General features: G+C 43.6%; 12 protein-coding genes. 10 read left to right on the top strand and 2 right to left on the bottom strand.

From position 1 onward, the window contains the following. Positions 1-70: 70 nt before the first annotated feature. The 4 genes from RM544_RS04250 (at position 71) to RM544_RS04235 (ending at position 5,019) form a co-directional block, all read left to right on the top strand. Positions 71-1,030: a glutathione S-transferase family protein gene (locus RM544_RS04250; RefSeq protein WP_311360517.1), complete on the top strand. Its 960-nt coding sequence runs from the start codon at positions 71-73 to the stop codon at positions 1,028-1,030. 38 nt (positions 1,031-1,068) lie between these two features. Then, entirely contained in the window at positions 1,069-1,896 is an 828-nt protein-coding gene (locus RM544_RS04245) for a pirin family protein (protein ID WP_311360516.1), read from the top strand. Positions 1,897-2,067: 171 nt separating this feature from the next. After that, positions 2,068-3,486, top strand: a complete 1,419-nt coding sequence (locus tag RM544_RS04240) for a mannose-1-phosphate guanylyltransferase/mannose-6-phosphate isomerase (RefSeq protein WP_311360515.1) — start codon at positions 2,068-2,070, stop codon at positions 3,484-3,486. 78 nt (positions 3,487-3,564) lie between these two features. Then, entirely contained in the window at positions 3,565-5,019 is a 1,455-nt protein-coding gene (locus tag RM544_RS04235) for a phosphohexomutase domain-containing protein (protein WP_311360514.1), read from the top strand. Positions 5,020-5,039: 20 nt separating this feature from the next. Here the strand turns inward: RM544_RS04235 and RM544_RS04230 are convergent, their stop codons facing one another. Both RM544_RS04230 and RM544_RS04225 read right to left on the bottom strand, forming a co-directional pair. Next, complete coding sequence (locus tag RM544_RS04230; RefSeq protein WP_311360513.1) at positions 5,040-5,456, bottom strand: DUF3429 domain-containing protein; 417 nt, start codon at positions 5,454-5,456, stop codon at positions 5,040-5,042. 529 nt (positions 5,457-5,985) lie between these two features. After that, a complete protein-coding gene (locus tag RM544_RS04225) occupies positions 5,986-7,266 on the bottom strand; it encodes a citrate synthase (RefSeq protein ID WP_311360512.1) in 1,281 nt (426 codons plus the stop codon). Between the two features lie 405 nt (positions 7,267-7,671). Between RM544_RS04225 and sdhC the strand changes: the two genes are divergently transcribed. From sdhC to odhB, 6 genes are all read left to right on the top strand, one after another. Continuing rightward, complete coding sequence (gene sdhC, locus RM544_RS04220) at positions 7,672-8,046, top strand: succinate dehydrogenase, cytochrome b556 subunit (protein ID WP_311360511.1); 375 nt, start codon at positions 7,672-7,674, stop codon at positions 8,044-8,046. Continuing rightward, positions 8,040-8,387, top strand: coding sequence for a succinate dehydrogenase, hydrophobic membrane anchor protein (gene sdhD / locus RM544_RS04215; RefSeq protein WP_311360510.1), 348 nt, complete (start codon positions 8,040-8,042; stop codon positions 8,385-8,387). Before sdhC ends, sdhD begins: the two co-directional genes overlap by 7 nt. Before the next feature lies 1 nt (position 8,388). Then, complete coding sequence (gene sdhA, locus RM544_RS04210) at positions 8,389-10,161, top strand: succinate dehydrogenase flavoprotein subunit (protein WP_311360509.1); 1,773 nt, start codon at positions 8,389-8,391, stop codon at positions 10,159-10,161. Positions 10,162-10,175: 14 nt separating this feature from the next. Continuing rightward, on the top strand, positions 10,176-10,886 hold the full coding sequence (locus RM544_RS04205; protein ID WP_311360508.1) for a succinate dehydrogenase iron-sulfur subunit: 711 nt from the start codon (positions 10,176-10,178) through the stop codon (positions 10,884-10,886). 215 nt (positions 10,887-11,101) lie between these two features. Continuing rightward, entirely contained in the window at positions 11,102-13,927 is a 2,826-nt protein-coding gene (locus tag RM544_RS04200) for a 2-oxoglutarate dehydrogenase E1 component (protein WP_311360507.1), read from the top strand. A 9-nt stretch (positions 13,928-13,936) separates the two neighbouring features. Beyond that, positions 13,937-15,457, top strand: a complete 1,521-nt coding sequence (gene odhB, locus RM544_RS04195) for a 2-oxoglutarate dehydrogenase complex dihydrolipoyllysine-residue succinyltransferase (protein WP_311360506.1) — start codon at positions 13,937-13,939, stop codon at positions 15,455-15,457. Positions 15,458-15,643: the final 186 nt, after the last annotated feature.

The raw sequence follows: 15,643 nt of genomic DNA, 5'->3' as shown, positions 1-15,643 counted from the left end.
AAGTTACGTCCGATAAATTTAATGCTTTAATAACTACATTGAAAACGCAAGGCATTATGAGGAAATCATCATGGGATTACTAGTAGGCGGTAAATGGCAAGACCAATGGTACGATACTAAAAAGAGTAATGGCAAATTCGTTCGCCAGGATTCGAAGTTTAGACACACTATATCCAAGGAAGATGGCAGTGAGTTTACACCTGAATCTGGTCGCTACCATCTTTATGTTAGCCTAGCGTGTCCGTGGGCACATCGGACCTTGATTTTTAGAAAGCTGAAAGGCTTAGAAAAGCATATCAGTGTGTCAGTGGTCAGTCCGGATATGCTGGACAATGGTTGGGTGTTTGGTGGTTATGATGGTGCAACAGAAGACCACCTTTTTTCGTCCACTTACATGCATGAAATATACACCAAAGCTCAGGCCGATATTACAACTCGTGTCACTGTGCCCGTTCTATGGGACAAACATACAAATCAGATCGTCAATAATGAATCTGCAGACATCATTCGCATTTTTAATTCTGCATTTAATGAATTGACTGGCAATACAGATGATTATTACCCAGACACTTTGCGCGATGGAATCGATGAATTGAATGAGTTTGTTTATGACAAAGTGAATAATGGTGTTTACAAGTCTGGTTTTGCAACGACTCAAGAGGCGTATGAATCGGCCGTAAGCGCATTGTTTGACGGTTTAGATACCCTAAACGAACGATTGAGCACACAACGTTACTTGATGGGAGACCGCATCACTGAGGCTGATTGGCGCTTATTTACAACCTTAATTCGTTTTGATCCAGTTTACGTTGGGCATTTTAAGTGTAATTTGAAACGGATAGCAGACTATCCTGCATTGTCTGGCTATGTGAAGGAGCTTTATCAAATTGACGGCATTGAAGAAACAACTAACTTTGATCATATCAAACGTCATTATTATTACAGCCACACGATGATCAACCCAACACAAGTTGTCCCAAAGGGCCCCTTGATGGATTTGCAATCAGCACATGGTCGTGAACACCTGTAGGCATAGCGTTTGGGCGAATTGGCTCATTAGGAGATATTATGAATAGTAAAATTATACAGATAGTGCAGGGCATGGCTGCGTCGGATGGTGCGGGTGTTAAACTGAAAAGAGTATTAGGTCAGCCTGCACTCAAGCGCCTCGATCCTTTTCTGATGTTAGATGAGTTCGGTTCTGAAGATGCTCAGGACTATATTGCAGGCTTTCCACAACATCCGCATCGCGGGTTCCAAACGGTGACCTACATGCTGACGGGAAAGATGGGACATAAGGACTCTGTTGGCAATGAAGGTATTATCGAAGACGGTGGATTGCAATGGATGAATGCAGGAAAAGGCATTATTCATGAAGAAATGCCAATGCAAACAGAAGGGCGTATGCGAGGTTTTCAACTTTGGGTTAATTTGCCTGCGAGTGAAAAAATGTCAGCACCTGGCTATCATGATATTCCGTCTAAACAAGTGCCAGAACTGAAGATAGGTAAAGCGTCCACTGTTCGTGTATTGGCAGGAGAATATGAGGGCCAACAAGGAGCCGTCAGCACACAAGCGGTGAAACCACAGTTCTTCGACTTACATTTTGTGGGAACAGAGGAAGTCACATTGCCAACAAAAGCAAGTCATAATGGCTTTGTTTATGTTTATGAAGGAGATATAGAGATTTCTGGAAAGCGCCTAAGTAAAGGACAATTAGGTGTGATTGACTTTGCAGATACACTCACAATACAAACGTCAGATGATGCCAGAGCAATATTAGTAAGCGGTGAGCCTATAGGTGAGCCGGTTGTTCAATATGGTCCCTTTGTGATGAATAGTCAGGAAGAGATTAATCAGGCCTTGCGTGATTATCAACAAGGTGTATTGGCATAAACGATAAGAATCTTAACTTCGATTAGTTTTTAAAATTAAAGTTTTTTATGGCGTAATATTGAGCCATTTCTCAATATTACGCAGTATTTCTTGCTTTACACCTTCTTTGTCATTGAAAAATCGGCCATTCTTCAATAACATCGAAGCAATTGTGATTTTAAAGGAATACAAATGAAACCTGTCGTACTTGCCGGTGGCACTGGAAGCCGGCTCTGGCCCAAATCTCGAGCGGCTCTTCCAAAACAATTTCTCCCGCTTACTTCGCAAGCGACCATGCTGCAAGAAACCATACAGCGATTACCGAAAGCAACGATGGACAGTCCTTTATTCATTTGTAATGAAGATCATCGTTTCCTAGCAGCAGAGCAATTGCGCTCAGCTGATATTTCATATGATAAAATTATCCTCGAGCCAGTAGGGCGAAACACAGCTCCTGCAATTGCGCTGGCTGCACTGCACTCCGTCGCCAGTGGTGAAGACCCGATCATGCTAGTACTAGCCGCAGATCACCTGATTAGTCAGCATAGTGCATTTCATCAAGCGATAGCTAACGCTTCCAAGCTTGCCGAGGTAAACAAGTTAGTTACATTTGGCGTGGTACCAAACGAAGCTCATACAGGGTATGGCTACATAAAAGCTGGCGCTGCGCAAGCCAACGACGGTTTTGATGTCGCTGAGTTTGTGGAAAAACCAGATGCTGCCACCGCAGAGAAGTATTTAGCCAGTGGTGAATATTACTGGAATAGCGGCATGTTCATGTTCAAAGCCAGTGTCTATCTTACTGAGCTAGAAAAACATGCGCCTGAAATCTATCACGCGTGTGTCAAATCAATGAATGCAACAGATACAGACATGACCTTCTTGCGCGTAGATGAGGAAGCATTTGCGGCGTGTCCAGATGACTCCATCGATTACGCTGTGATGGAAAAAACAGCGGATGCCTGTGTTATTCCATTAGACGCAGGGTGGAGTGATGTTGGGAGTTGGAGTTCGCTTTGGGACACCGCTAGTGATAAAGACGCAAATGGCAACGTAACGGTCGGCGACGTCATGCTAGAAGGCGTTAATAATAGCTATATTAACTCTGAGCAAAGACTGATTTCTGTGATTGGCCTTGATGATGTGGTCGTGGTTGAAACGAAAGATGCGGTCTTGGTTGCTAATAAAAATAAAGTGCAAGATATCAAAAATGTGGTAAACGAACTAAAAGCCAAAAAACGACCGGAGTTTCAGTTCCATCGTGAAGTTTTCAGACCTTGGGGCAGCTATGATTCTGTGGATAACGGCGAACGTTATCAAGTGAAACGCATCAGTGTGAAACCTGGAGAGAAACTGAGCGTACAGATGCACCATCATCGCGCAGAACACTGGATTGTCGTTTCAGGCACTGCAAGCGTGACCGTCGGTGAGACCACAAAACTGGTGACTGAGAACGAGTCCATCTATATCCCAATTGGCGAAGTACATGCCTTAGAAAACCCTGGGAAAATCTTACTAGAACTTATTGAAGTTCAGTCGGGAAGTTACCTTGGTGAAGATGATATTGTTCGCTTTTCGGACCGCTATGGTCGCGCTGGTGTTAAAAAATAAATAAGGTCACGAGCTTGGCCTACCAAGCTCAGTTCTCGCGTTTCTAACGCTATAATTATTAAAAAAAAGATTGATGACATGACAAGTATTACTTGCTTTAAAGCATACGACATCCGTGGTGAACTCATTGAGCAACTGACGGAATCTGTAGCCTATCGGATAGGGCGCGCTTTTGCTGAAGAACTACAAACTAGAACAGTTGTAGTCGGTGCAGATGTAAGAAAAACCTCGATACCTCTTAAATTGGCCTTATCTGCAGGCTTACTCGATGGCGGTGCTAAAGTGCTCGATATCGGCATGGCAGGAACGGAAGAGATTTATTTTGCGACTAAACATTTAGGCGTAGATGGCGGTATTGAAGTGACAGCATCGCATAACCCAATTAATTATAACGGCATGAAGCTAGTGAAGTCTGGCTCAGTTCCTATATCTGGCGACAGTGGTTTATTTGCTATTCGTGATAGAGCGCAAACTTACGATGAAATGAATGTTCAGGCTCGAATGATAGCCTACAGTGGGGCTGAACTGGTGAGTGACAAAGATTTTCTTGAAGGATCTCACTCGATCAAAGAGATTAAGCTGCTCGAAACCAGGCGCTACGAACGCGTAAGTTGTGTCAACGACTACGTCTTGCATTTAAGTGAATATATTGATTATCGCAAGCTTAAACCAATAAAGTTGGTTGTAAATGCGGGTAACGGCGCTGCTGGCCCAGCACTAGACGCTATTGAGTTATTTTTTCAACATCAGAATGTGCCAGTGGAGTTTGTCAAAGTTCATCATCAAGCTGATGGCAATTTCCCAAATGGCATTCCGAATCCTTTATTGCCTGAAAATCGTGCTGATACAGCGGATGCCGTACTGGCTCACAAAGCTGACATGGGCATTGCTTGGGATGGCGATTTTGACCGTTGTTTCTTATTTGATGAACAGGGTGAGTTTGTTGAGGGTTACTATATTGTTGGCTTGCTCGCTCAAGCATTCTTAGCCAAAGAGAAAGGGGCTAGCATCATCTATGACCCGAGAGTGTATTGGAATACCGAAGAAATTGTTAAGACTAACGGCGGCAAACCTATTAAGTCTAAAACAGGGCACGCTTTCATAAAAGAAAGGATGCGCAAGGAAGATGCAGTATACGGCGGCGAGATGAGTGCACACCACTATTTCCGTGACTTTGCCTATTGTGACTCTGGTATGATCCCTTGGATGCTGGTTGCTGAGCTTATTAGCGCTAGCGGCAAACCGCTTTCTATGCTGGTAAAAGAACGTATTGCGGCATTTCCTTCGTCGGGAGAAATTAACTCTACAGTAGAGAATGCAGGTTTAACTATTAAAAAAGTAGTTGAGCACTACCAAGATCAAGCGGAGCATATCGATAAGACAGATGGTATCGGCATGGAGTTTGGTTCTTGGCGTTTCAACTTACGTAAGTCTAATACCGAGCCGGTTATTCGACTTAATGTTGAATCAAAAGGTGATATTCCATTAATGAAAGAAAAAACCGCAGAATTGATGGCGTTAATTACTGCCTAGATGATACGACGGCAATGAGCTTACAATAAGCTCATTGCTAAATGCGATAGCACGACCACGGTTGTCAAAATCATTCTCAATTGGGTATATGCAATAATCTTGTGTTTTTCCATCTTCAATGTGTATTTATCATACATGAGCATCCCGATAAACGAGCAGGATAAAACACCTAACAGGATTGAACCAGATAAGGTAACCAAGCTAAGCCAAGCAACAATACTGGGTAGCATAGCAACATAAAGCTGGTGTGATGCTTCATCCTTTTGGAGAGCATCAAACCAATGGATTCCACCAAAAAATGACAAGATGATTGCTGAATACTGCACAAAGTATTGATATGCAAGCATATTATCTAAAAAATTAGTAAACGCTAACAGTGGAAGCCCCACAAACGGTATGAGTCCCGCGTAACCCAAAATCCAAAATTGTTTATTCATTTCTTTCTCTTTTTACTGTTTGCAAGACAATCAAGCCGAACGCCTTAGTTTATTCAAACACGCTTTACGACATCCTGTCCGCTCTCAAAGGCCATCCGTGGCCTTTGACGGTTTGTATAAACAAAGACATTCGCCTTACTCGTCTTTTTAGGCATTTTTATAAGCCAATCAAGCCGAACGCCTTTGTTTATTCAAACACGCTTTACGACATCCTGTCCGCTCTCAAAGGCCATCCATGGCCTTTGACGGTTTGTATAAACAAAGACATTCGCCTTACTCGTCTTTTTAGGCATATTTACAAGCCAATCAAGAGAACGTCTTTGTTTATTCAAACACGCTTTACGACATCCTGTCCGCTCTCAAAGGCCATCCGTGGCCTTTGACGGTTTGTATAAACAAAGACATTCGCCTTACTCGTCTTTTCAGGCATTTTACAAGCCAATCAAGACGGACGCCTTTGTTTATCCAAACACACTTTGATTGTGACGAAAAAAAAGCGCTCAACGAGCGCTTTTTTAGATTACAACATTTACTTGTCGATTGGCGTGTACTTGCGCTGAGCTTCACCAGTGTAAAGTTGGCGTGGACGGCCAATTTTCTGTCCCGGTTGACTAAGCATTTCATGCCAGTGTGAAATCCAACCAACGGTTCTTGATAGTGCGAAAATACACGTGAACATATTGGTAGGGATGCCGATTGCTTTAAGTACGATACCTGAGTAGAAATCTACGTTAGGGAACAGTTTCTTCTCTGCAAAGTATGGGTCGCTTAGAGCAATACGCTCTAGCTCCATTGCTACTTCAAGTAGTGGATCGTCAAGTTGTAGCTCTGCTAATACTTCGTGACAGCTTTCACGCATCACTGTTGCGCGAGGATCGTGGTTTTTGTAAACACGGTGACCGAAGCCCATTAGACGGAACGGGTCAGACTTATCTTTCGCTCTGTCGATGAACTCTGGAATGCGGTCAACTGAACCGATTTCTTCAAGCATTTGCAAACAAGCTTCATTCGCGCCGCCGTGAGCAGGGCCCCATAAAGACGCTACACCAGCTGCGATACACGCATAAGGGTTTGCACCTGAAGAACCTGCTAAACGAACAGTTGACGTCGAAGCGTTTTGTTCGTGGTCAGCGTGAAGGATGAAAATTCTATCCATTGCGCGTTCTACTGCTGGGCTCACTTTGTAGTCTTCAGCAGGAACAGAGAACATCATGTTAAGGAAGTTTGCAGCGTAGCTAAGGTCATTCTTCGGGTAAACAAATGGCTGGCCTACGTTGTACTTGTAACACATTGCAACTAGCGTTGGCATTTTCGCGATAAGGCGGTGTGCGCTGCGTAAACGTTGTTCTTCACTGTTTACATCTAAGTCGCTGTGGTAGAACGAGCTCATTGCGCCAACGGTGCCGCAAAGCATAGCCATTGGGTGGGCGTCGTTTCTAAAACCGTGGAAGAACATGTTGATTTGTTCGTGAACCATCGTGTGACGAGTGATTGTTTCTTTGAACGTTTTATATTGTTCAGTGTTCGGTGCATCGCCGTGCAATAACATGTGACATACTTCTAAATAGTCAGAATCACGCGCGAGTTCGTCGATAGGGAAACCGCGGTGTAATAGCACACCTTTCGCACCATCGATGAAAGTAATTGAAGATTCACATGAACCTGTAGCCATGAAGCCTGGGTCAAATGTGAAATAACCATTGGCACCCAATGCTCTGATATCAATTACAGGATGACCCGCTGTGCCCGTCAGAATTGGAAGTTCAACTTCGGTATCACCTGCTTTTAAAATGGCTTTATCTTCTGCCATGTAATGCTCTCCTCATTAATTTTCTAATATAACGTTGTAAACCGTAATTTTGTTCACATCGTTACGAAAAGTGGCGCTATTTGTACTGGTATTGTAGTAATAAGTCAATTTAAATGCACATTAGATTAATAAATATTCTCCATTTACCGTTAGTATATAGGGTAGCAAGAATTGTTTACGACTAAAGGCTTAATAAGCAACAAAAAATTGTAATTCTTCAGGCAGATTGTTATATTCAAGCCCGCTAAATACAAGGAATGAGTTTTGTTCCATTTTGGCAATATTCTATTCACAAATTGTTAACAAAATAAGGGCGTTAATTCGCTCCACTTAGTAAAACACACAACTCAGATATCAGTTAGGCAGCGCCTTCTTTTATCTACGAACGACTACAGGCATATTATTGTGAAGAAACAAAGACCGGTAAATTTAGATCTTAATACGATCACCTTTCCGCCAACCGCTATTGCATCTATCCTTCACCGCGTAACAGGCGTAGCAATGTTTTTTGCATTGTTATTCGTTATTTATGCGTGGGCAACATCAGTAGCGTCTCTTGAGGGTTATAACACTGTATTAGGCATGATGGATGCTTGGTACGGTAAGATTATAACAATTGGGACAGCATCTGCATTGACCTATCACATTATTGGTGGTGTACGCCATGTGATCATGGACATGGGATTCTGGGAAGAACTAGACTCTGGTAACAACAGTGCGAAAATCGCGATTGCCATTTGGGTATTAGCTTCAATCGGTTTGGGAGTAGTATTATGGTAACGAATCAAGCATCAATCAAACGAAACGGTGTCCAAGACTACGTTTCTTTGCGTGCCACAGCGGCAATCATCACAGCATTTACTTTATTTATGGTTTACTTCTTCGTAACTACACCAGTAGTTTCATTTGAAGTTTGGCAAGGTTTGTTTGCCAATATCTACATGAAAGCATTTACTCTTGCTGCGTTGATCTCAATCATGATTCATGTGCGTATAGGATTGTGGCAGGTCTTAACAGACTATATCAAGCCAGCTGGTCTACGCGCCGGTCTTCAATATGTTCTTAACCTAATTGCATTCGCGTATGTTGCAGTAGGTCTATTCGTTTTGTGGGGTGTTTAAAATGAGTTTACCCGTTCATGAGTTCGACGCGGTAGTAATTGGTGCTGGCGGTGCAGGTATGCGCGCAGCATTACAAATTTCAGAATCAGGCAAGTCTTGCGCTTTGCTATCAAAAGTATTCCCAACGCGCTCTCACACAGTTTCTGCTCAAGGCGGTATAACTGTAGCGCTAGGAAATTCTCACGAAGATAACTGGGAATGGCACATGTACGACACCGTTAAGGGGTCGGATTACATTGGTGACCAAGAAGCTATCGAGTATATGTGCAAAACTGGTCCCGAAGCTATTATTGAGATGGAAAACATGGGTTTACCATTCTCAAGAACAGAAGAAGGCAAGGTTTATCAGCGTCCATTCGGTGGGCAGTCGATGAACTTTGGTGGCGAGCAGGCTGCTAGAACTGCAGCCGCGGCTGACCGTACAGGTCACGCTTTGCTTCACCTTCTGTATCAACAAAATGTTAAAAATCGTACAAAAGTATTCAGCGAGTGGTACGCACTTGATTTAGTGAAAAACCAACAAGGCCAAGTAGTGGGTTGTACTGCAATCGACATCGAGACTGGCGAAGTTGTTTATTTCAAGTCTAAAGCTGTTGTGCTTGCGACAGGTGGTGCAGGTAGAATATATGCATCGACCACAAATGCTCACATTAACACTGGTGATGGCGTTGGCATGGCTTTACGTGCTGGTGTGCCGTTGCAAGATATGGAAATGTGGCAGTTCCACCCGACAGGTATTGCAGGTGCTGGTACGCTAGTTACTGAAGGTTGTCGTGGTGAAGGTGGTTACCTTCTTAATAAAGACGGTGAACGCTTCATGGAACGTTATGCGCCAAATGCGAAAGACTTAGCTGGTCGTGACGTAGTTGCACGTTCAATGATGACTGAGATTCGTGAAGGTCGTGGTTGTGAAGGTCCTTGGGGAACTCACATCAAATTGAAACTAGATCACTTAGGTAAAGACGTTCTAGAATCAAGACTACCTGGCATTCTTGAGCTTTCAAGAACGTTTGCGCACGTGGATCCAGTGAAAGAACCTATTCCTGTTATTCCGACTTGCCACTACATGATGGGTGGTATTCCAACCAACGTAGATGGTCAAGTGATTACTGTAGACGTTGACGGAAACGAAAGCAAAGTCGATGGCTTATTCGCTTGTGGCGAGATTGCATGTGTATCTGTACACGGTGCAAACCGTCTTGGCGGTAACTCTCTCTTAGACTTAGTTGTTTTCGGTCGTGCAACAGGCTTGCACTTAGGCAAGAATATTGACGAAATTGAAGTGAAGAGTGATGCTTCAGCTTCAGACCTAGATGCAACGATGGCGCGTTTCAATCGCTGGGAAAGCTCAGAGAAAGGTAAGGGTGAAGACCCTGTTCAAATTAAGAAAGACATGCAGAAGTGTATGCAGCTTAATTTCTCTGTTTTCCGTGAAGGCGATGCAATGGCCGAGGGTCTTAAAGAGCTTAAAGAAATCCGCGAACGTTTACAGAATGCACGTTTGGATGACAAGAGTTCAGACTTCAACACTCAACGCATTGAGTGCTTGGAACTAGATAACCTGATGGAAACTGCATACAGCACAGCTGTTGCGGCAAACTTCAGAACGGAAAGTCGTGGTGCCCATAGTCGCTTTGACTTCCCTGAGCGTGATGATGATAACTGGTTGTGCCACAGCTTGTACCTTCCAGAGAGTGAATCAATGCGCAAACGTGACGTAAACATGGCACCTAAGCTTCGTGAAGCTTTCCCGCCTAAAGTACGTTCATATTAATAGGAGTAATCATTATGAAGTTAGAATTTTCGATTTATCGATATAACCCAGATGTAGATGATGCACCTAAGATGCAAGATTATCAGCTTGAGGTCGAAGAAGGCCAAGACATGATGGTTCTTGACGCTTTGATTGCATTGAAAGAAGAAGATCCAACGTTGTCTTTCCGTCGCTCGTGCCGAGAAGGTGTTTGTGGGTCTGATGGTATGAACATGAACGGTAAGAATGGCCTTGCGTGTATTACGCCATTGTCTGCTTTGGGTAAAGGTAAAATTGTGGTTCGTCCACTACCAGGTCTGCCAGTAGTGCGTGACTTAGTGGTCGATATGACACAGTTCTATACTCAGTACGAAAAGATTAAGCCTTTCTTAATTAACGATGACAAGCAGCCACCAGCGCGTGAGCATTTGCAGTCACAAGAAGACAGAGCTAAGTTAGATGGCTTATATGAATGTATCTTATGTGCATGTTGTTCAACTTCATGCCCATCATTCTGGTGGAACCCAGATAAATTCATTGGCCCAGCTGGCTTACTTCATGCATACCGTTTCTTGATTGATTCAAGAGATACAGCGACTGAAGAACGTCTTAACGATCTTGACGACGCTTTTAGCGTTTTCAGATGTCATGGCATCATGAACTGTGTTAGCGTATGTCCGAAGGGCTTGAATCCAACGAAGGCGATTGGACAAATTAAGTCCATGCTGCTGCAACGGGCTGTTTAGTGCCGTTTTGTCTACTGTGTAGATAGAGTTGATTACTAAATAGCTGTCCTGAGAAGGATGGCTATTTTTTTATATAAAATTTATTGCACAGTCGAAATTTATGCATTTATATACGTTTATAGTCGTATGTATGCGGTGAAAGGCGTAAATGACAATTTACAAGAAGAATATACATAGAATACAATACACTTAACTTTTTAAATCAAGGCTTAAGAATGCAAGATAGCGTGATGAAAGCATGGTGGGAATCATCCCACATGGCGGGAGGTAATGCCGCTTACGTCGAGGAGATGTACGAGGCTTATCTTGAAGATCCACAAAGTGTCCCAGAAAACTGGAAAGTCACATTTGACGGTTTACCCAAGGTAGATGGTGTAGAAGTCGAAACCAACCACACGCAAATTAAGGCCGATTTTAAACACATGGCCTCACTTGGCCCAGCGGCAAGATTTAGTTCTGGTGCGGCAAGTTCGGGTAGTGTTCAAAGCGATGAACGCCAAGTAAAAGTGTTGCAGTTAATCAACGCTTATCGTTTTCGTGGTCACCAACAAGCTAATATCGATCCACTCGGTTTATGGAAGCAAGAGCGAGTAAGAGATTTAGAGCTATCTCATCATAATCTGTCTGAGAGCGATTTTGATGCGATGTTCAATTTAGGCTCCTATGCTGTCGATGCAGAAAAAATGGGTCTTGGCGATTTATTCAAGTCACTTAATCGTACCTATTGCGGCTCTATCGGCTCAGAATACATGCATATCACTGATACAGAGCAAAAGCGTTGGTTGCAACAACGAATTGAATCTGTAGAAGCTAAGCCAGTGATTGGCCGTGAAGAAAAAGTCAAAATTTTAAAAGGCCTAATCGCAGCTGACGGTATGGAAAAATACCTTGGCTCGAAGTTTACAGGCGCGAAGCGTTTCTCTTTGGAAGGTGGTGATTCACTTATTCCAATGCTTAAAGGTCTCATCACAGAGGCGGGTGCTGCTGGAACCAAAGAAGTTGTCGTTGGTATGGCTCACCGAGGTCGTCTAAACGTATTAGTGAATGTTTTAGGTAAAAATCCATCGGTTCTGTTCGATGAATTTGCCGGTAAACATGACGACAGCTTAGGTGCTGGTGACGTAAAATACCACGCAGGTTTTTCTTCAGATTTTGCCACGCCAGGCGGAAATGTACACTTAGCTTTGGCTTTTAACCCATCACACTTAGAAATCGTTAACCCAGTTGTTATGGGCTCTGTACGAGCAAGATTGGCGAGACGCAACTGTGAAGACGGTTCAGCAGTGTTGCCTATCACCATTCACGGTGACTCTGCAATTGCAGGCCAAGGCGTTGTGCAAGAAACCTTTAATATGTCACAAACTCGCGGCTTTAAAGTCGGCGGTACTGTGCGTATTGTTATAAACAATCAAGTCGGTTTTACAACTTCAAACACAGAAGACACTCGCTCAACTCAGTACTGTACTGATATTGCGAAAATGGTCCAAGCACCAATCTTCCATGTTAACGCAGACGACCCTGAAGCGGTCATGTTTGTCACTAAACTGGCTTTGGATTATCGCAACAAGTTTAAACGCGATGTTGTTATTGACTTAGTTTGCTATCGCCGTCACGGTCACAACGAAGCCGATGAGCCAAATGCAACTCAGCCATTAATGTATCAAAAGATTAAAAAGCACCCTGTGCCTAAGCAAATTTATGCTGATCAGTTGATTGCTGAAGGTACCATCGAGAAGCATGAAGTTGATAAGCTTGCCGCTGAGTACAGAGCAGCACTTGATCATGGCGCATGTGTGGTAGAAGAGTGGCGTCCAATGACTGAACATTCAGTAGATTGGTCTCCGTACATCGGCCACGATTGGGATGTGGAATATGATGGTAGCTTGCCTGTTGAAACAATTAAATCATTAGGGCAGGCCTTAATTAGCTTCCCTGAAGAGCATCGTTTGCAGTCGAGAGTGAACAAACTATACCTAGATCGTAAAGCAATGGTCGACGGCGAAAAGCAATTAGACTGGGGCATGGCTGAAAACTTAGCTTACGCCAGTATTCTTGCTGAGAAAACAGACATTAGAATGACAGGGCAAGACTCAGGTCGTGGTACTTTCTTCCACAGACATGCAGTACTGCACAATCAAACAGATGGCAGTTCGTACATGCCTTTGCAAAACATATCTTCTGACCAAGGCCGTATTGAAATATATGACTCGGTATTATCGGAAGAGGCAGTTATGGCCTTTGAATATGGCTTTGCAACAGCAGAACCTTCTTGTTTAACTATTTGGGAAGCTCAGTTCGGTGACTTCGCCAACGGCGCTCAAGTGGTATTTGACCAATTCTTATCATCGGGTGAAGCAAAATGGGGTCGCTTGTGCGGTCTAACGATGCTTTTACCTCATGGTTATGAAGGCCAAGGTCCAGAGCATAGCTCGGCTCGACTCGAGAGATTCTTGCAGATGTGTGCTGACCACAACTGGCAGGTGTGTATACCATCTACACCTGCCCAAGTTTACAACATGTTGCGCAGACAATCTGTGCGTCCTATGCGACGCCCATTGATTGTGATGTCTCCTAAATCATTATTGCGTCATCCACTCGCGGTATCGAGTATGGAAGAGCTAGCGGCTGGTGTTTTCCACAATGTTATTGATGAGATTGATGATATTGATCCAGCAAATGTGAAGCGCGTGGTCATGTGTTCGGGTAAGGTCTATTACGACTTACTCGACCAAAGACGCAAAAACGAACAAACAGATGTGGCTATTGTGCGTTTGGAGCAACTTTATCCATTCCCGCAGGCCGAATTTGCATCGATGATGAAGAAGTATGAACATGTAACTGATTGGGTATGGTGTCAAGAAGAGCCACAAAATCAGGGAGCATGGTATTGTAGCCAACATCATTTCTGGCAGTCAATTCCACAAGGCTCTAAATTAACTTACGCAGGTCGTAAGGCTTCTGCTTCTCCTGCAGTAGGCTATGTTTCTGTACACAATCAACAACAAAAAGCGTTAGTCGAAGACGCACTTACACTAAACTAAGGAACCAAGATGACAATTGAAATAAAAGTTCCCGTATTACCTGAATCAGTAGCAGATGCGACTATCGCAACGTGGCATGTAAAAGCGGGTGAAGCAGTCACACGCGATCAAAACCTTGTTGATATTGAGACAGACAAAGTAGTACTGGAAGTTGTGGCACCAGCCGACGGTGTATTGGCTGAAATTATTCACAACGACGGTGATACTGTGTTAGGTGAACAAGTCATAGGTAAAGTAGACGAAGGCGCGAGTGCGTCAACAGCAACTACAACGGCTAGCAATGAGACTTCTTCAAGTCCTGCGCCGGCAGCAGAGTCAGCACCTTCAGGTGGTGGTAAAGAGTCAAAGATTAAAGTACCTGTGCTTCCTGAGTCTGTTGCTGATGCAACAATCGCGACATGGCATGTTCAGGCAGGTGAAGCAGTCACTCGAGATCAAAACTTAGTCGATATTGAAACGGACAAAGTGGTACTTGAAGTTGTTGCGCCAGCAGACGGTTCAATCAGCGAAATATTAGCCCAAGAGGGTGAGACAGTGTTAGCTGAAGCTGATATTGCCGTATTCGTTGAAGGTGCGAGCGCTGCAGCACCAGCTGCCAAAGCTGCAGAAGCCGAAGCACCAGCGTCAAGTGATTCTGACAATGATGCATTAAGCCCATCAGTAAGACGTTTGCTTGCAGAAAAAGGTGTTGATCCAGCAAAAATTGCAGGAACAGGCAAAGGCGGCAGAATTACAAAAGAAGACGTTGAAAAGCATCTTAAAGCACCAGCGGCACCAGCTGCTAGTTCTGCGAAATCAAGCACTGAAGCGCCAGCAGTGGCTGCAGGTGAGCGAACAGAGAAACGTGTTCCAATGACGCGTTTGCGTAAAACCATCGCAAATCGCTTGTTGGAAGCTAAAAACTCAACAGCCATGTTAACGACATTCAACGAAGTGAACATGAAGCCTATCATGGACTTACGTAAGCAGTATCAGGACAGTTTTGAGAAACGTCATGGTATTCGCTTAGGTTTTATGTCTTTCTACGTGAAAGCTGTTACCGAGGCGCTTAAGCGTTTCCCTGAAGTTAACGCGTCACTTGACGGCGATGATATTTGTTATCATAACTATTTCGATATTTCGATTGCGGTATCAACCCCTCGTGGCTTGGTGACACCTATACTAAGAGATACAGATACCTTAGGTATGGCCGGTGTTGAAAAAGGCATCAAAGAACTCGCATTGAAAGGCAGAGACGGTAAATTAGCAATGTCTGATTTGCAGGGTGGTAACTTTACCATCACCAACGGTGGTGTATTTGGTTCACTCATGTCTACCCCTATCATTAACCCGCCTCAAAGCGCTATTTTGGGAATGCATAAAATCCAAGATCGTCCAATGGCGGTAAACGGTAAAGTTGAAATTTTACCGATGATGTATTTAGCATTGTCTTACGACCACCGAATTATTGACGGCAAAGAGTCTGTTGGTTTCTTGGTAACTGTTAAAGAAATGTTAGAAGATCCAACAAGATTGTTACTTGATGTGTAAACAGAGAGTTAATACTTTGGTCTAAAGAGAAAAAGACAGGCGATAGCTCTGTTATCATCTGTCATATTGCTGAGTTTGTGATAAAATTCAGCAAGGTTAAATCAAGTCGCCCGAGCTACTTTTTTGCTTAAATTGGTAAGCAACTATAGAAGTTAACAAAGGCGGCTTTTCTATTAAATAAAATCG

The sequence above is a fragment of the Brumicola blandensis genome (assembly GCF_031846165.1).
In the GTDB taxonomy this organism is placed as follows: Bacteria; Pseudomonadota; Gammaproteobacteria; order Enterobacterales; family Alteromonadaceae; genus Glaciecola; species Glaciecola blandensis.
The sequence above is the reverse complement of the archived record's forward strand: the minus strand, read 5'-3'. Positions and strand labels throughout refer to the sequence as shown.